Source organism: Rhodococcus sp. NPDC079359 (assembly GCF_040702585.1).
Lineage (GTDB): Bacteria > Actinomycetota > Actinomycetes > Mycobacteriales > Mycobacteriaceae > Rhodococcoides.
On sequence record NZ_JBFBLH010000001.1, the window covers coordinates 957,356 to 973,389 of the forward strand.

General features: G+C 63.8%; 15 protein-coding genes. 6 read left to right on the plus strand and 9 right to left on the minus strand.

Going from position 1 to position 16,034, the window contains the following annotated elements:
* Nucleotides 1-30 precede the first annotated feature (30 nt).
* Genes AB0362_RS04335 through AB0362_RS04355 form a run of 5 tightly spaced genes read right to left on the minus strand, consistent with a single transcriptional unit; the run spans nt 31 to nt 4,381 of the window.
* Nucleotides 31-858 carry an ATP-binding cassette domain-containing protein gene (locus tag AB0362_RS04335; RefSeq protein WP_366234904.1) on the minus strand — a complete coding sequence of 276 codons (828 nt, stop codon included), beginning with the start codon at nt 856-858 and terminating at the stop codon, nt 31-33.
* Nucleotides 855-1,898 (minus strand): ABC transporter ATP-binding protein, encoded by a 1,044-nt coding sequence (locus AB0362_RS04340; protein ID WP_366234905.1) that lies wholly within the window; start codon nt 1,896-1,898, stop codon nt 855-857. Before AB0362_RS04340 ends, AB0362_RS04335 begins: the two co-directional genes overlap by 4 nt.
* Nucleotides 1,891-2,787: an ABC transporter permease gene (locus tag AB0362_RS04345; RefSeq protein ID WP_366234906.1), complete on the minus strand. Its 897-nt coding sequence runs from the start codon at nt 2,785-2,787 to the stop codon at nt 1,891-1,893. Before AB0362_RS04345 ends, AB0362_RS04340 begins: the two co-directional genes overlap by 8 nt.
* Nucleotides 2,787-3,971, minus strand: coding sequence for a thiolase family protein (locus tag AB0362_RS04350; RefSeq protein ID WP_366234907.1), 1,185 nt, complete (start codon nt 3,969-3,971; stop codon nt 2,787-2,789). The genes AB0362_RS04345 and AB0362_RS04350 overlap by 1 nt, the downstream gene beginning before the upstream one ends.
* Nucleotides 3,968-4,381: an OB-fold domain-containing protein gene (locus AB0362_RS04355; protein ID WP_335742103.1), complete on the minus strand. Its 414-nt coding sequence runs from the start codon at nt 4,379-4,381 to the stop codon at nt 3,968-3,970. The genes AB0362_RS04350 and AB0362_RS04355 overlap by 4 nt, the downstream gene beginning before the upstream one ends.
* Before the next feature lie 643 nt (nt 4,382-5,024).
* On the opposite strand from AB0362_RS04355, the gene AB0362_RS04360 reads away from it, so the two are divergent.
* Nucleotides 5,025-6,227: a CoA transferase gene (locus AB0362_RS04360; RefSeq protein WP_366234908.1), complete on the plus strand. Its 1,203-nt coding sequence runs from the start codon at nt 5,025-5,027 to the stop codon at nt 6,225-6,227.
* Nucleotides 6,228-6,369: 142 nt separating this feature from the next.
* Here the strand turns inward: AB0362_RS04360 and AB0362_RS04365 are convergent, their stop codons facing one another.
* From AB0362_RS04365 to AB0362_RS04375, 3 genes are all read right to left on the minus strand, one after another.
* Complete coding sequence (locus tag AB0362_RS04365) at nt 6,370-7,503, minus strand: NDMA-dependent alcohol dehydrogenase (protein WP_366234909.1); 1,134 nt, start codon at nt 7,501-7,503, stop codon at nt 6,370-6,372.
* Between the two features lie 29 nt (nt 7,504-7,532).
* Nucleotides 7,533-8,969 (minus strand): aldehyde dehydrogenase, encoded by a 1,437-nt coding sequence (locus AB0362_RS04370; RefSeq protein WP_366234910.1) that lies wholly within the window; start codon nt 8,967-8,969, stop codon nt 7,533-7,535.
* 71 nt (nt 8,970-9,040) lie between these two features.
* Nucleotides 9,041-10,144 carry a TIGR03857 family LLM class F420-dependent oxidoreductase gene (locus tag AB0362_RS04375; RefSeq protein WP_366234911.1) on the minus strand — a complete coding sequence of 368 codons (1,104 nt, stop codon included), beginning with the start codon at nt 10,142-10,144 and terminating at the stop codon, nt 9,041-9,043.
* Nucleotides 10,145-10,271: 127 nt separating this feature from the next.
* Between AB0362_RS04375 and AB0362_RS04380 the strand changes: the two genes are divergently transcribed.
* From AB0362_RS04380 to AB0362_RS04400, 5 genes are all read left to right on the plus strand, one after another.
* Nucleotides 10,272-11,381 carry a phosphotransferase family protein gene (locus AB0362_RS04380; protein WP_366234912.1) on the plus strand — a complete coding sequence of 370 codons (1,110 nt, stop codon included), beginning with the start codon at nt 10,272-10,274 and terminating at the stop codon, nt 11,379-11,381.
* The gene (locus tag AB0362_RS04385; RefSeq protein ID WP_366234913.1) at nt 11,378-11,842 is read left to right on the plus strand and encodes a MaoC family dehydratase N-terminal domain-containing protein; all 465 of its coding nucleotides are present in this window, start codon (nt 11,378-11,380) and stop codon (nt 11,840-11,842) included. Before AB0362_RS04380 ends, AB0362_RS04385 begins: the two co-directional genes overlap by 4 nt.
* Nucleotides 11,839-12,267, plus strand: a complete 429-nt coding sequence (locus AB0362_RS04390) for a MaoC/PaaZ C-terminal domain-containing protein (protein WP_335742096.1) — start codon at nt 11,839-11,841, stop codon at nt 12,265-12,267. Before AB0362_RS04385 ends, AB0362_RS04390 begins: the two co-directional genes overlap by 4 nt.
* A gap of 65 nt (nt 12,268-12,332) precedes the next feature.
* On the plus strand, nt 12,333-13,661 hold the full coding sequence (locus tag AB0362_RS04395; RefSeq protein ID WP_366234915.1) for a TetR/AcrR family transcriptional regulator: 1,329 nt from the start codon (nt 12,333-12,335) through the stop codon (nt 13,659-13,661).
* A gap of 192 nt (nt 13,662-13,853) precedes the next feature.
* Nucleotides 13,854-14,624 carry an SDR family NAD(P)-dependent oxidoreductase gene (locus AB0362_RS04400; protein WP_335742094.1) on the plus strand — a complete coding sequence of 257 codons (771 nt, stop codon included), beginning with the start codon at nt 13,854-13,856 and terminating at the stop codon, nt 14,622-14,624.
* Between the two features lie 197 nt (nt 14,625-14,821).
* Here AB0362_RS04400 and AB0362_RS04405 read toward each other — a convergent pair whose 3' ends face one another.
* Nucleotides 14,822-16,009: a CaiB/BaiF CoA-transferase family protein gene (locus tag AB0362_RS04405; RefSeq protein ID WP_366234917.1), complete on the minus strand. Its 1,188-nt coding sequence runs from the start codon at nt 16,007-16,009 to the stop codon at nt 14,822-14,824.
* Nucleotides 16,010-16,034: the final 25 nt, after the last annotated feature.

The following is a 16,034-nucleotide window of genomic DNA, read 5'->3' on the forward strand; positions in this document are numbered from 1 at the left end:
GCGCCACAACAGGTCTGGGCAGGAGCTCTCTCATGTCGCCGCCAACGCTCGTCGAGCGGCGCGCTTGCTCGGATTCATCACTGGGATCGCAGACAACAGATCCTTGGTGTACGCCTCCTGCGGATCCTCGAATATCTGTGCCGTGGGGCCCGATTCGACGATCTCACCTCGACGCATCACGGTTACATCGTGTGCGAACATCTTCACGAGCGCGAGATCGTGAGAGATGAACAGGTAGCTGATCTCGCGTTCCGCCTGCAGATCCTGGAGCAGATTGAGAACCTGCGCCTGAATCGAGACGTCGAGCGCCGCTACCGGCTCGTCGCAGACGATGAGTTCTGGATCGGTGGCAAGTGCACGCGCAATCGCGATGCGCTGCAACTGTCCACCCGAGAACTCGTGCGGATACTTGTCCATCTGGTCCACCCGCAGTCCCACGCGTTCGAGCAGCTCCACCACCTTGTTCTCGCGGTCACGTCCACGGAGACCGGTGTGCAGCGTCAACGGCTCGGCCACGGACTGTCCCACGAGCATGCGGGGATCGAGCGAGTTGAACGGGTCCTGAAAGATCATCGTTGCCCGGCTACGAAGTTGCCGAACACTCTTGGCCGACATCTTCAGAATGTCGTCGCCGAAGAGCCTGATCGCACCGGTGTCGGGTTTCTCGAGACGCAGCGCCATCCGCCCGATCGTGGACTTGCCTGCCCCGCTCTCCCCGACGATCGCGCGGGTACGACCCTTCTCGAGGGTGAACGACACGTCTTTCACCGCGTGCGTGTGCTCGCTGGCGATACCGAAGACGTTGCGCTTCTTCACGAAAGACTTGACTATGTTGTCGACTTCGAGAACGACGGTCATCGACTGATTCCTTCCAGTTCCAGTGCGTCGGAGCGCGCGCAGCGCACCCGATGGGACTCGGTGCCGGACAGCGAGACGGTGCCGGCGTCGCAGAGCCCGGACTGCGCGTACACGCACCGTGGATGGAATCGGCAGCCACTCGGCCAGTTCCACGCAGCCGGAACGGTTCCTGGAATCGCGTACAACCGTTCTGCTCGCACCTGAGCATCCGGCGTCGAGGCGAGCAGACCTTCGGTGTAGGGATGCCGAGGGTCGTAGAACAGGTCTTCCGCGGCGGTCGTCTCCATGACCTGTCCGCCGTACAGCACTGCCACGCGATCGCACGTCTCGGCCACGACGCCGAGGTCGTGGGTGATGAACAGGATGCCGAGACCCATGCGATCCTGCAGTTCGGTGAGCAGGTCGAGTACCTGCGCCTGCACCGTCACGTCCAACGCCGTGGTCGGCTCGTCGGCAATCAACACCACCGGCTCGCAAGCAACAGCCATAGCGAGCATGACGCGCTGGCACATTCCACCACTGAACTGATGCGGGTATTCGTGCGCGCGGGCGGCTGCGTCGGGAATACCCACGAGCTCGAGCATCTCCACGGCACGAGCCCACGCCTCACGATGCCCGACGCCCTCTCGATGGCGCTCGACCACCTCGGCGATCTGATCGCCCACGGTGAAGGCAGGGTTCAGCGACCGACGTGGTTCCTGGAAGATCATCCCGATGGATTTGCCTCGCAATGCATTCATCTCGCGCTTGCCCATGCCCACCAGTTCGCGTCCCTGCAGCTTGACGGAACCGGAAATTCGGACTCTGGGTCCTGTCAACAGGCCCATGATCGCCAGAGACGTCACGGTCTTGCCCGATCCCGACTCCCCTACGAGGCCAAGGGTCTCGCCGCGATCGAGAGTGAGGTCGAGATGGTCGACGACGGTGGACCATCCGTGCTCGTTCTTGAATTGAATGCTCAGATCCGTCACCTCGAGGACCCGTTCGCCCAGCCGCACATCTGCGGCCTCGACCACCGTCTCGTTCTCGTGCTCAACCATTGGCTCCACGTCCTTCGAATGCGTCGCGCATGCCGTCGCCGAACGTGGACAGGGCCAGCACCGTGAGAACGATGGCCGCCGTCGGCACGATCATGAAGCTCGGAGACGCGCTGACGTTCTGGAATGCATCCTGCAACATCGATCCCCAACTCGCCTGCGGTGATTCCACGCCCAGACCGAGAAAGCTCAGGCTGGCCTCGACGATGATGACGATGCCTGCACCGAACGTCAGCTGAATCATCAACGCGGAGCTGGCATTGGGCAATACGTGCCGCCACAGCAGCCGGAAGTTGGAACACCCGACACTTCGACACGCCTCGATGTAGGACTCACCGGCCACGGCCTGCGCCTCCGATCGAGCAACGCGGAACAGTCTGGGAGCCAACAGCAATCCGACAGCGATCATCGCATTGGTCAGACCCGGCCCCAGCACACCGACGACCGCCAGAGCGAGAATCAGGGGCGGGAGCGCAAGTAGCGCCTCCGCGATCCGGCTCAGCACTGCATCGATCGGTCCACCGACGAGTCCGGCCAACAGTCCGAACGGAATTCCGACGATCGATGCCAAGAACATCGCCTGAACCATCGCGAGCACTGCGATCTGAGTGGCGTCGATCAGCCTGGAGAACGTGTCGCGCCCGTATCCGTCTGTGCCGAACCAGTGTTCACCACTGGGACCCTGCAGACGATCACCGAGAGCCTGAGTGTCCGGATCCTGTGTGGTGAGCAGCGGCCCGAAGACCGCCACCAGCACGAGCAGAACGAGAAAAGCCAGAGCAATCATGGCTGCACGGTTCGACCGGAGCGCTCGCCACTTTCTGCCACCGCGGAAGCGCTTCTTGCGGGGAACGGACGTGGTCGGCACACCTGCCGCGTCAGTGGTGCTCATCAGCTGTCCCGTCTGAGTAACATACATCCGGCCTCGGGTCCGCCGCCGACGCCGACGGCCGCGATCTCGACGTCCTTGGGAATCTGACGATCGCCGCCCTCGCCCCACAACTGAACGCACGCCTCGTGCAGGAATCCGTAACCGTGCAGGCGGCCGGCCGACAGCTGTCCTCCGTGAGGATTTATCGGCAACGCGCCGTCGAGACGGTAGCGGTCTTCGTCGTCGAGGAACTGCGCAACTTTCCCGTGTTCGGCAAAACCGAATGCTTCGATCCATTGCAGAGTCAGGTAGCTGAAACCGTCGTAGAGAGTGGCGAAGTCGACGTCGGCAGGAGTCAGGTCCGTGGTCTCCCACATGGATGCCGCGGCGTCGAACGGTGCCGTGGTGGTGAAGTCGGTTCGCTGATCCCAGTTGTGTCGCTCGTACAGTCCGGCACCCGCGGCTTCGATGGCAATCGGGGTGTTCTTCAGGCCCGCGGCCGCCTCACGGCGCGAGATGATGATGGCGGTCGCACCGTCGCACGGAACATCGCAGTCGTACAGACCGAGTGGGGTAGAGATCATTCGGGCGTTGAGATAATCGTCCATCGTCATCGGTGCGCGATAGATGGCATTGGGGTTCAACCCGGCGTTACGACGACTGTTGATGACCAACTTGCCCAGTTGCTCTCGCGTCAAGCCGAATTCCCACATGTAGCGCTGCGCGAACATGCCGATCCAGTTGGCCGGCGATGCCGCACCGAAGGGCATCCGGAACTCGGAGTGTCCCGACGCGCGTGCCACCTTGGTGGTCAGAGCAGCGGCGCGACCCGACGCCTGCGCGGTGGCCTCCCATACCGAGCGGAAGCACAGAACGTGATTCGCGCGCCCCGACGCCACAGCGGCCGCAGCGTCGAGCAGGGTTCCGATCTGACCTGACGTCTCGACGCCGCTGACGTGCCATCGCGTGCGAAGACCGAAAGCGTCGCGTACGTCATGGGTTGTGGCACCGACGAACCCGCTTTCGGCCGCAACCGGACCGGGATAACTGGCAACGCCGTCGATGTCGTCGAACGACAGACCAGCGTGCTCGACCGCTCGCGCGGTTGCTTCGAGAGCGAGATCGATTCCCGTACGGCCGATTCGGCGACCGATCTGAGACTGTCCTATTCCCGTGATCACTGCACGGTTGTCCACGAATGTCATGCTGTCACCGGTCTGAAGAAGGGGATTGCCACGTCGTCTTGTTCGTCGAAGACCACCTCGACGGCCATACCGATGTCCACCGCATCGACATCGACGTCGACCAGGCAGGTGGTGAGACGCACGTCCGGAGAATCGTCGAGTTCGACCGCGGCGATGACGTACGGCGGCGGAAAAGCGGGGAGCCAAGGATGGTGGTTGACGGTGAACGCTGCCACCTTGCCCGTACCGGAAGCGACCTCCGGTCCGACGTCGAGGCTACGACAGCGCCAGCACGCACCGACCGGTGGATGGATCCAGCCGCGGCACTTCCGGCACCGAGTGATACGGAGTTCGCCGTCGAAACCTCCGGTCCAGAACGCGCGTGATTCCTCGGTCACCTCGGGAAGCACTCGACCCGATTCGTTTGACATGTACATCCTCCAGGACATCTCTTGCTCGGCGCCGAAAGCGGCTGGCGATCTGGTCCGCTCGCACGGTTGCGAGTGACGCCGATCACCGTGTCAGCACACTAACATCTGATGGTCGTGTCACGTAAGTGTTGAACCCGAACTGCACTTGGGAAACTTTTTCAGTGCTCTGCAGCCGATTTTCGAGGAGACCCTCTGACGTAGATGTTCAACTTGAGTAACTTAATGACTGCCGTGCGGTGGAGGAGCTGGTCGGACCGCATTCCCCTAAGTGCATGAGGGCGTCAGATTTCATCCGCCCGCGACGTGCGTGCCAGCGTGACGAGCATAAATCGCGCAGCTGAACCTGACTCGAAAACGCCCAAATCGGAAGCTCCACCAACCCAGGGCACGTGACCACGCCCGGACGCGTCGCCGCTCGAGACCAGCACAGAGCCTTCGCGTGCACTTCGACAATCTGACGACTTCACGAACCGGAGGCACACAGTCCGGCAGTTGTGACCGCGGACACAAACCGTCCAATTTCATGTACAGTGAGTCAGATACTTCAGCAGTAAGGTCCCGTCCCCAGCCGCGCACGCTCGCACTGTGACAACGGGTCCGCTGCTTCCGTCAGTCGAAAGGATGCTCTGTCGTGGTCGGTGTAATGAACGGAATCCGAGTCGTCGAAGTTGCGGCGTGGACCTACGTACCGGTAGCAGGAGCGATCCTGACCGAATGGGGTGCCGACGTGCTCAAGATCGAGCACCCCGAGACCGGTGATCCGCAGCGCGGTCTGGTCAGCTCCGGCTTGATACCCGCAGGTGGCGTCAACCACATGTTCGAGCTCCCCAACCGGGGAAAGCGAAGCGTCGCACTCGATCTCAAGACGGAAGAAGGCCGCGATCTGCTCATGAAGATCGTCGCGACCGCCGACGTCTTCCTGACGAACTTTCGCCCGGGCGCGCGCAAGAAGCTTCGCATCGATGTCGACGACGTCCGTGCCCACAACGACAAGATCATCTATGTCCGCGGTTCGGCGGCAGGACAGCGCGGCGAGGAATCCGAGCGCGGTGGCTACGACATGACGTCCTTCTGGGCGCGCAGCGGCGCCGCCGACAACGTCAGCCCCGATTCCCTGGGCTACGCCGTTACGATGCCGGGACCTGGCTACGGTGACACACTCGGTGGACTGACTCTCGCCGGCGCAATCTCCTCTGCGTTGTTCCATCGCGAGCGCACCGGAGAGGCATTGACCGTCGACGGATCCCTACTGGCATTGGGCGCTTGGTCGATGGGTGCCACCATCGCCGGCTCACATGCTTTCGGACTCGAGCGTTTCCCGAAGACCGTTCCGTCCACAGCGGTGAATCCGCTCGTGAACAGCTACCGAACCTCCGACGACCGTTCCATCGCACTGGTGATGCTCGAATCCGATCGGTTCTTCCCTGAGCTGATGCACGTGCTGGAAAGTCCCGAACTGATCGACGATCCCCGGTTCGCGTCCCACGCTTTGCGCGGACAGAACCACCTCGACCTCGTCCAGGTTCTGGCCGACGGCTTCGCCAAGAAGACCCTCGAAGAATGGCGAATTGCGTTGAAGGATATCGACGGTTCGTGGGCAGCGGTTCAGACCCCGCGCGAGGTACTCACCGATCCGCAGGTCGAGGCGAACAAGTACATCGCGGATGTGACCGACTCAACCGGCAACGACTTCAAGTTGGTGTCTGCGCCCATCCAGTTCAACGGTGCCCCCGGCGAGACCAAGCGCGCTCCAGAACACGGTGAGCACACCGACGAAGTTCTCGAAGAGATCGGGTTGACGATGGACGAGATCGTCGAACTCAAGGTCAGCGGCGCCGTACTCTGATCCACCGTCGTGGTCCGCCCCGGCAGGGCGGGCCACGGCAGGGCGGGCCACGGCAGTCCTCGACACCGCTCGAACGTCCACTGCACGGCCAAAGCCCCTTCTGACTCCTCTCGGAACCTGAAGGGGCTCTTGCCGTGTAGTACTAAACCGCGGAGGTCTCGGCGTCGACGTAGCTCAGGACGCCGCGAATGTTGCGTCCGGCGCGCATGTCGTCGTAGCCGTCGTTGACCTTCTCCAGCGGATAGGTGCGGGTGACCATCGAATCGAGGTCCACCGAACCCGCGCTCCACAGTTCCAGAACCTTGGGAATGTCGCCCCGAGGGTTGGCCGAGCCGTACAGGCTGCCGACTATCTGCTTCTCCTGCAGCGTCAGGTCCATCAGGTTGAGCGAGACCTCCCGCTCGAGCATGGGGTGAATGTTGGTCACGATCAGTCTGCCCCGCTTGGCGATCATGGCGAGCGCCTTCGAGATCAGCTTGCCGTCGCCGACGCCCATCGCCGTGATGAACTTGTCGGCACCACGATGCCATGTCGCCTCTGCAACAACCGCTTTGGCCTCCTCCCAGGACGAAGCCACGTGCGTGGCACCCATCTTCAGCGCCATCTCCCGCTTGAACTCGTTGGGGTCGATGGCGGTGATCGTGCGCGCACCGGACAGCTTCGCACCCTGGATCGCGGCAGCACCGATGCCGCCGACGCCGGCGACGACGACCGTCTCACCGGGTTGAATATCGGCAGTGTAGACCGACGACCCCCAACCGGTGATGAATCCGCATCCGAGCAGGCACGCACGATCGAGGGCGTGATGCGGTTCGATCTTGATGCAGCTGGCTTCGTTGACCACGGTGTGCTTGGCGAACGAGCCGATGCCGCACGCCAACGCCAGATCCTGATCCCGAATGTGGTGCCGCGCCGTACCGTCCTGAATCTGTTTGCCGCTGTATATCTTTGCGCCGAGATCGCACAGGTTCTGATGCCCGGACGAACACGACGGGCACCGACCACAGGACGGAATGAAGCTGAACACCACGTGATCGCCCGGCTCGATCCACGAGACGTTCGAGCCCACGGCCTTCACGACTCCTGCGCCCTCGTGACCGCCGATGCACGGCAGCGAGAACGGCATGTCGCCGGTCACGATGTGCTCGTCGGAATGGCACATTCCCGATGCGTGGAGTTCGACGAGCACCTCCTCTTCCTTCGGGTCGTCGAGATCGATCGTCTCGATCGACCACGGCGAATTACGTTCCCACAGAACGGCTGCCTGGGTCTGCATGTGTGTGTCCTTTCGAAATACGAGGTGAATCAGAGAATGATCGATCGAGGCTCGACGAATGCGGCGATCCCTTCCGGACCACCTTCCCTGCCGATACCGGATTGCTTGAAACCCCCGAAGGGAGAACCGAAGTCGATGGGACCGGGCGAGTTGATCGACACCGATCCGACGCGTAGGCGCGCAGCAACTCGGGCCGCCCGGCCGCGGTCGGCGGACCACACTGCGGCGGCGAGTCCGTACTGCGAGTCGTTCGCCTGCGCCACAGCGTCGTCCTCGTCGGAGTAGGCGATCACGACGGCCACCGGACCGAACAGTTCCTCGCGGGCGATCTCGGAGTGGTTCGGGGCGTCGGCAACGATGGTGGGGGTGACGAACCATCCCGCGTCGAGTCCGTCGGGCCTGGTGCCACCGGTGACGATGCGTGCACCGTCCGATTTCGCACGGGCAACGACACTTTCGATTCGGTCGCGCGCCGCACGGTTCACGACGGGACCGATCTGAGTGGCCCTGTCGGCGGGATCGCCGATCTTCATCTGCCGCACGGCCGAAGCCAGAGCCTCGACCAATTCCTCGTACCTCTCCTGTGGCACGAGGATCCGGGTCTGCGCGACGCAGATCTGACCGTTGTTGGCCATGACTCCGGTAACGAGTCCGCCCACGGTCTGCGCATCGAGAACCACGTCGTCGAGCACAATCGCCGCCGACTTGCCGCCGAGCTCGAGCACACACCGCCGAACGTCCGCGGCGCACGCTGCACCGATTCGCTTGCCTGCCGCCGTGGACCCGGTGAAGCTGATCTTGTCCACGCCCGGGTTGGCAACGAGCGCCTCCCCCGTCTCGACATCGCCGGAGACGATGTTGATCACGCCGTCGGGAAGTCCCGATGCCTCGATCGCCTCGGTCAGCATCGACAGTGCCAGTGGCGCTTCGGGCGACGGCTTGAGTACGACGGTGCATCCGGCGGCGAGCGCGGGCGCGAGCTTGAGTGCGGCGGTGAACAGAGGAGCGTTCCAGGGCAGGATCGCGCCTACGACGCCGACCGGCAACTTCTGCACCAGAACGTCACCGCCCATGGCCGACGGACGGGTGTCCTCGAAGACGAACTCGTCGGTGATCTTCTGGTACGACCGCAGAACTCCGACAGTGACGCCGATCTGTCCGAACGACGCCCACTTTCGCGGTGATCCGACCTCCGCTGACACGAGATCGCCGAATGCGGTCGACCGCGCCTGGATCTCGTCGGCCAACCGTCCGATCGCTGCACTGCGATCGGCCGCCGACGTTCGCGACCACGGACCGCTCACACCTGCGTCGCGCGCCGACCGCACGGCGGCGTCGACGTCGTCCGCCGTCGCTGCGGTCACGTGGCCCAACACCGTTCCGTCGGCGGGCGAGAGCACTTCGATCCGCGTCCCGGATCCTGCGCGCCATTCACCGTCGATGTAGACGCCCTCGTAGTCGTGCACTCTCGATACCTCTCGATCGGCCGCGTCCACAGAACGAGCAGCAGGATTTGAATTCGATTCTGGCAGTAATGTCACGTTACGGCAAGGGTCGATCGGCCACGGCCGGCCACGACGTCACCGAGCTGATCCGGGGTGCTTCCGTGCAGGACCAGCTCGTCGGCACCTGCCTCCCGGTACCGCTCGAACATCTCCCAGCAGTCGCTCGGTGACCCCAACGCTGCAGCGCCGCGAATCCACTCCTCGGGTAACGCCCGCGCGACCTCGGTCATCTGATCTCGCTCCAGCACCGAGTCCGCGGCCCCGCGCACTCCCGCCAACAATGGATGTCCGCGCAGGTCGGTCAGCCGATCGACGTCCCACCCGTTGACCTTCGCCAGCTGCTCGCCGAACGTGGGGATCTGGTAATACGACACGGCACGACCCCCGACGACGGCAGCTTCCTCGTCGGCGGACAGACCGGACGCCGTGATGACGGTCGCGTATATCCGTACCGAGTTCGGATCGCGTCCCGCCTGCGCCGCGGCCGCGCGCACGGTCTCGGTCGAGCGGCGAACGGCGTCGGGCGTCAGAAACGGGTGCAGCAACACGCCGTCGAAATGCCGCCCTGCCAGCTCGAGGCCCTTGGGCCCGATCGCGGCGAAGACAAGAGGCGGAACGGGCACATCGGGTACATCGGTCAGCCGCAGTGACGGAAACGTTCCCGCGGGCCCGTCGTACTTGACCTTCTCACCGCGGCAGAGTCTGCGGAAGATGTCTGCCGAGTCGACGATGGAGGCGTTGGTCGACTTCGGTAGTCCCACCGCACTCCACATCTTGTCGACCGAACGGCCGATGCCGAGAACAACCCGACCGTCCGAGAGTCCCTGGGCGGTCATCGCCAGCGACGCGAGCAGAGCAGGATGCCGGGATTGGAAGTGCGTGATACCTGCCGCGATCTTGATCGTGCTCGTGACCTGGCTGAATGCGCCGGCGAGTACACCGAAGTCCTTCGTTCCCCACCGCTCGCTGAGCCACAGCGTGCTCATCCCGATGCGTTCCGCCTCGATCGCCTGCGCTATCGCCGGGCGTGGATCGGGAACGCGGCCGGGAAGCGCGTAGCCGCCGAGAGCCGGGCCCGGCGAGTCCGAGGCATCGGACCGCACACTGGCGGGCTCGATAGTAGTTTCATGATTCATTCCCGTATTCTGACAGTAATGGTCACATAAATCTGCAATAGTCGGGAATCGACAGGGATGCCGGAGTCATCACGGCTCCCGCGCCGACACCACGTTCGGCATTCGCAACGTCAGATCGAGGGAGCACATGGGTTACACGGCGACACGAGGCCGACTCGAAGGGGACGTCCGCGGCACGCTCGAACAGTGGCTGCCGTCTCGGCTCGCACCGGACGGCCATACGGACTTCGCAATATCGGAGTTCTCCGCACCCGACGCCGGGTACTCCGGAAAGACGGTGTTCTTCACCGCATCCTGGCTGAACGCCGACGGCGAGCGGTCCGAACACGCCCTGGTGCTGCGCACACAGGCAACGGACCATCAGCTGTTCACCGAACCCGACTCCGTCCGGCAGGCCGAGGTCATGCGGATCCTGGGTCGCCATCCCGGTGTGCCGACACCGACCATCGTTTTGACCGAACGAAATTCGAGTGTGTTGGGTGCGCCGTTTTACCTGATGAGGCGAGTCCATGGCCGCACCCCGTCGGACGTGCCGAGTTGGCACAAGCGCGGATGGACCACCGAACTCAGCGCTTCGGAACGGGAATCACTGTGCGACAATGCCTTACGGGCACTCGTCGCAGTGCATCGAGTCGACGATCAGGCCGACCTCGAGTTCTTGCGCGGACCGGACACGGAGGGAACACCACTCGAACGGTACGTCGCGGGCGTCCGCCGCTGGTTCGACCGCTCGAGCGACGACCTGGTCGCCGGCCGCGACATTCTCGCAGCCGCGCTGACCGAACTCGAAGACCACGCTCCGGCCGCGGACGTCGAAACCGTGGTGTGGGGTGACGCGAGAGTCGGCAACATGTCGTTCGCCGACGATCTGTCGGTCGCCGCGCTGTTCGACTGGGAGACGGCATCGACCGGGCCACCCGACATCGACCTCGGATGGTGGTTGATGTTCGAGCGATACCTCTGTGAGGCGTTGGGATTCACAAGGCTGCCCGGTGTCCCCGACGACGACGAGACGGTCCGCAAGTATGTCGAGTTCGGCGGCCGCCTCATCGGTGACATCTCCTACTTCCAACTGTTGGCAGCCGTCGTGCTGTCGCTCATCACCAATCGCCTCGCCTTGTTGCTCGTCCGCGACGGCCTCGACGCGGACACCGCGCGCAGCTACCCGACGACAGCCGTCGGATTGGCCGAGCAGTACTACCGAGAACACCTGCACCGAAGGAGCAGACAACAATGACGACCGACATACCCGCCCCGTCACCGGTCGGCGCGTTAGGCCAACCGTGGGAGGTCTTCGTCGAGCGCGGCAAGATCCGAGAGTTCGCCGCCGCGATGCAGTCCGGCAATCCCGCTTACCAGGGTGCCGACGCCGTGATCCCCCCGACGTTCCTCATCAATGCCGTGCAGTGGGCACCGCCCGGTGTACGGGTTGCCGTCGGATTCGAGCGCAAGCGACTTCTGCACGGCGAGCAGGAATACATCTTCCACGGCGATCTGCCGCGGGCCGGAGACAAGCTGATCGCCCAGGAACGCGTCCTGGATCGGTATGCGAAGCCGGGCAAACGCGGAGGCGAGATGAAGTTCGCCGTCGTCGCCACGGAGTTCCGTTCCCCGAACGGTGAATTGATCGCCGAAGCTCGCGCCACGTTCATAGAGACGGCACCGCGCGCCAAGTCCGCACAGGAGGCAACGAAGTGACCGAGACCTCGAGTCCGATCGCCGTGGGCACCACCGCGGAACCTCGCACCTTCGGGCCGCTGACCACCGCGATGTTCGTTCGCTACTCCGGTGCCTCGGGGGATCTCAACCCGATGCACTACGACGACACGCTGGCACGCGCGGCCGGGAATCCGTCGGTGTTCTCGCAGGGAATGCATCAGTCCGCATTGCTCGCGACGTTCGCAACGGATTGGCTCGGCGCGCAGAACGTACGACGCTTCGGCGTCCGGTTCCGCGAACAGGTCTGGCCAGGAGACGTGCTGACATGCACCGGAGTGGTGACGTCGGTGGAAATCAGTCCCGAGGGACACCAACTCCTGGTCGTCGAACTGACGTGCACCCGCCAGACCGGAGGCATCGCCATATCGGGCAGCGCCGAATTCCGAATCGACCCCGGCCCGTAACTCGGGTCGTACGCCCTCGCCCGGTGCTCGCCATCGGGCGGTCACTCGCCCTAGACTGTCCGACGATGTCAGAAAATCCGATCACTCGTCGCGCCAGCTACGGCCCGTCCAGTCCCGACGTCGGCACTCGCGGTGCCAACACGCGCAGCAAGATCGTCGACGTGTCACTCGATCTCTTCGGCGAGGTCGGGTTCTTCAACACGTCGGTCGACGCCATCGCCAAGGGTGCGGGCATATCGCGTGCAACGCTGTATCAGTACTTCCCGGGCAAGGACGAGATCTTCCTCGAACTGCTCGACGAGTGCGGTCGTGCACTGTTTCGTGTTGCACGCCGGATCGGGCCGCTCGGCCCCACCGAGGTGGGATTCGACAACCTCAACTGGTGGCTCGGCGAGTGGAGCTGGGTCTTCGAGAAGTATTCGACGATGTTCGTCCAGTGGACCGGGGTGGCGTCGTCGGACACCGCGGTCAGACCGGAGATCAACAGGTTCATCGGCGGGTACAACCAGCGTATAACCGACCGGCTCGAGTCGTCCGGCCTCGAGGGGATCGATGCCAAGGCCGCCGCAGTCACGATGACTGCGGTGGTCCACCGTATGAACCTCTTCATCCACACCGATCGCGCGTACGGACGAGACACGCAGTCGGTGGTCGACTCGGTATCGGTGTTCCTTCAGCTGATGTTGTTCCCGGACACTCCCGACTCCGTGCTGGGAAGCCTGGGTCTGAGCGCCGTCGGGCACGATGTCATCGACATCCCGCCGATGCCCGACATCGCCGGGCTGAGCACCGACGACCGAATAGCGGGCTTGAGCAAACGCGCCGTCAATACGGTGCAGACGCTGGTGGAGGCAGGTGCAGTCCAGTTCCGTGAGAGGGGGTATCACCGAACGAGCGTCGACGACATCGTCGAGGAAGCGGGCTTCGCGCGCGGCACGTTCTACAAGTACTTCAGCGAGAAGCAGGATCTGCTGGTGGCGCTGAGCGCCGAGGCCATCACCGCGACCGTCGAATTCGCGGACGGCCTGACCCACATCGATCCCATGTCCGACGACGACACCGAGCTCAGGGCGTGGCTCGACCGCTACCTGCACTTCTCGACGCGCTTCGCAGGAACCATCGACGCGTGGTCGGAGCGGAGCGCCGACAGCGACATCGTGGTTCGTCTGGGGGCCTTCGGACAGGCCAAGGTGGACAACGCGTTGCTCCGCGTCATCGATTCCCGGACTCGTGACTACCCGTTCGATCCGGTGATGGCCGCGCTGGTCTTCCGTGCTGTCATCGCTCGTGTGCCGCAAGCGACGCAGGAGCTTCCGACGCCGTTGTCGCACGACGAGGTCATCGACCTGCTGACGGCCTGCATCAAGCGGGGTTTCTTCACCCGCGCTCACTGACGACCAGTAAAGCCTTATCGTGATCTGACGGCTCGTTCGCTTCTTCGTCCCCAGGTGTTGCCGTTTTCGGCGTTTCCTTGAATATTTCTGACAAGTGTGTCATTTTGAAAGTGGGAGCACATCGATGGTGCTCGTCGCACGGCGAGCGATCACCACCTCACGACACTCGCGCCAGGAGAGGACTCGATTCACATGGACATCAGCACAGCGTCTGCGCTCGTCACCGGAGGTGCAGGTGGCCTCGGGGAGGCCACTGTCCGCCGGCTCGCAGCCCAGGGCACAGCAGTTATCATCGCCGACCTCAACGACGAGAAGGGCAAGGCCCTCGAAGTCGAACTCGGCGGCAAGGTGCGCTACGTCAGCACCGACGTCATGGATGAGTCGAGCGTCGACGCGGCGCTGTCTGCGGCCAACGAATTGGCACCGCTGCGCATCGTCGTCAATGCACACGGTGGCGGGGCAGGCGCGTCGCGGGTCGTCGGTAAGGACGGTGAGCCCGCATCCTTCGAACAGTTCCAGTGGTACATCAACCTGTTCCTCAACGGAACGTTCAACGTCCTGCGCCTCGGTGCAGCAAGCATGGCCAAGAACGAGCCCTCGGGCGAGAGCGGCCGCGGGGTCATCGTCAACACTGCCAGCATCGCTGCGTTCGAGGGACAGATCGGCCAGACCGCGTACTCGGCAGCCAAGGGTGGCGTCGTAGGCCTGACGCTGCCCGCAGCACGCGACCTGACCAAGCTCGGCATCCGCGTCATGGCTATCGCACCGGGAACGTTCTTCACCCCGGCGTTCAAGATGGAACGTGAGGAAGCCGAGAAGTTCTGGGGCTCGACGGTTCCGTTCCCCAATCGCATGGGCAGCCCGTCGGAGTACGCCGCGCTCGTTCAGCACATCGCGGAGAACGACTACCTCAACGGTGAGGTGATCCGTATCGACGGTGCGCTGCGGTTCGCACCCAAGTAGACGATCAGGAGCGCAGACCACACCTGTTCGTGGAGACGCACCCCGAGTTGCCGGCTGCTCGGGGTGCGTCTTGCTGTCGGGCATGCGTTCGTCGAACACCCGGGCGGTACACGTGACAACGCAGAGCCGGCTCGCTCCCGAACGGGAACGAGCCGGCTCTTGTTACTGAAGTCGAACGTCAGATTCGGACATTTCTCTCACACGACAGACGCGGCACGAAGCCGTGCGACCTCCTCGGGCGAGCGTCCGAGGAGACCGGTCAACACCGAGTCCGTGTGCTCACCCAGTCCCGGCACCGGACCCATCCGTGCTTCGACACCGCCCAGCGAGGCGGGTGGCAGCAGCGCGGAGATCGGCCCCGCAGGCGTCGCCACCTCGCGCCATCGATCACGTCCGGCGAGGACCGGATGCTCCCAGAGTCCGTCCATCGTGTTCATCCGAGCGTTCGCGATGGAGGCGTCGTCCAGCGACGCGGCCAGTTCGTCGGCAGTACACCCCTTCACCGCCTCGGTGATGATGGGCTCCAATTCGTCGCGGTGTGCGACCCGGTCGGGGTTCGTGGCGAATCGCGCGTCGTCGACCAGTTCCGGGCGGTGCAGCACGTCGAGACACAACCTCGACCACTCCCGCTGATTCTGAATCGCCAACAGCACCGAACGACCGTCTCCGGCGACGAACGGGCCGTAGGGCGCGATGGTCGCGTGGCGGGCACCGGTGCGTTTGGGGCTCGAGCCGCCGTACCGCGTGTAATACGCGGGCGAACCCATCCACTCGGTCAGCGCCTCGAACAGCGACACTGCCACCGGCCTGGCCTTGCCCGTCGTTGCCCTCGTGTACAGCGAGGTCATGATCCCGGAGAACGCGAAGCTGCCCGCGGCGATGTCCGCCACCGAAATACCTGCCTTGGCAACGTCTTCCGGCGAACCCGTCACCGACAGCAATCCGGCTTCCGCCTGAACGAGCAGATCGTACGCCTTGCGGTCGCGCCATGGACCGTCCGCACCGTAACCCGAGATGTCGCAGACGATCAGCGACGGATGACTGGACGCGAGCTCGTCGGGGCCCAGACCCATGCGCGACGCCGCGCCCGGTCCCAGGTTCTGGACGAATACGTCCGCACCATCGAGCAACTCACGCAACAACTCTCGGCCCTCGGGTGCCTTGAGGTCGAGCGTGATCGATTCCTTGGACCGGTTGAGCCACACGAAGTAGCTCGACTGACCGTGGACGGTGGTGTCGTATCCACGCGCGAAATCCCCCGCGTCGGGTCGCTCGACCTTGACGACCCGCGCACCGAGATCGGCGAGCTGCCTGGTGGCATACGGGGCCGCGACAGCTTGTTCCAGGCTGACTACCGTGATTCCGGCCAGCGGTAGTTCACTCATTGTTCCCTCGCCTCGTCAGCAGAAT

Bases quoted from the DNA above. Each gene is read 5' to 3' on its own strand.
- AB0362_RS04350 (WP_366234907.1), bottom strand. From the start codon at position 3,971: ATGACATTCGTGGACAACCGTGCAGTGATCACGGGAATAGGACAGTCT.
- AB0362_RS04380 (WP_366234912.1), top strand. From the start codon at position 10,272: ATGGGTTACACGGCGACACGAGGCCGACTCGAAGGGGACGTCCGCGGC.
- AB0362_RS04335 (WP_366234904.1), bottom strand. From the start codon at position 858: ATGACCGTCGTTCTCGAAGTCGACAACATAGTCAAGTCTTTCGTGAAG.
- AB0362_RS04375 (WP_366234911.1), bottom strand. From the start codon at position 10,144: ATGAATCATGAAACTACTATCGAGCCCGCCAGTGTGCGGTCCGATGCC.
- AB0362_RS04405 (WP_366234917.1), bottom strand. From the start codon at position 16,009: ATGAGTGAACTACCGCTGGCCGGAATCACGGTAGTCAGCCTGGAACAA.
- AB0362_RS04365 (WP_366234909.1), bottom strand. From the start codon at position 7,503: ATGCAGACCCAGGCAGCCGTTCTGTGGGAACGTAATTCGCCGTGGTCG.
- AB0362_RS04340 (WP_366234905.1), bottom strand. From the start codon at position 1,898: ATGGTTGAGCACGAGAACGAGACGGTGGTCGAGGCCGCAGATGTGCGG.
- AB0362_RS04400 (WP_335742094.1), top strand. From the start codon at position 13,854: ATGGACATCAGCACAGCGTCTGCGCTCGTCACCGGAGGTGCAGGTGGC.
- AB0362_RS04385 (WP_366234913.1), top strand. From the start codon at position 11,378: ATGACGACCGACATACCCGCCCCGTCACCGGTCGGCGCGTTAGGCCAA.
- AB0362_RS04360 (WP_366234908.1), top strand. From the start codon at position 5,025: ATGAACGGAATCCGAGTCGTCGAAGTTGCGGCGTGGACCTACGTACCG.
- AB0362_RS04395 (WP_366234915.1), top strand. From the start codon at position 12,333: ATGTCAGAAAATCCGATCACTCGTCGCGCCAGCTACGGCCCGTCCAGT.
- AB0362_RS04345 (WP_366234906.1), bottom strand. From the start codon at position 2,787: ATGAGCACCACTGACGCGGCAGGTGTGCCGACCACGTCCGTTCCCCGC.
- AB0362_RS04355 (WP_335742103.1), bottom strand. From the start codon at position 4,381: ATGTCAAACGAATCGGGTCGAGTGCTTCCCGAGGTGACCGAGGAATCA.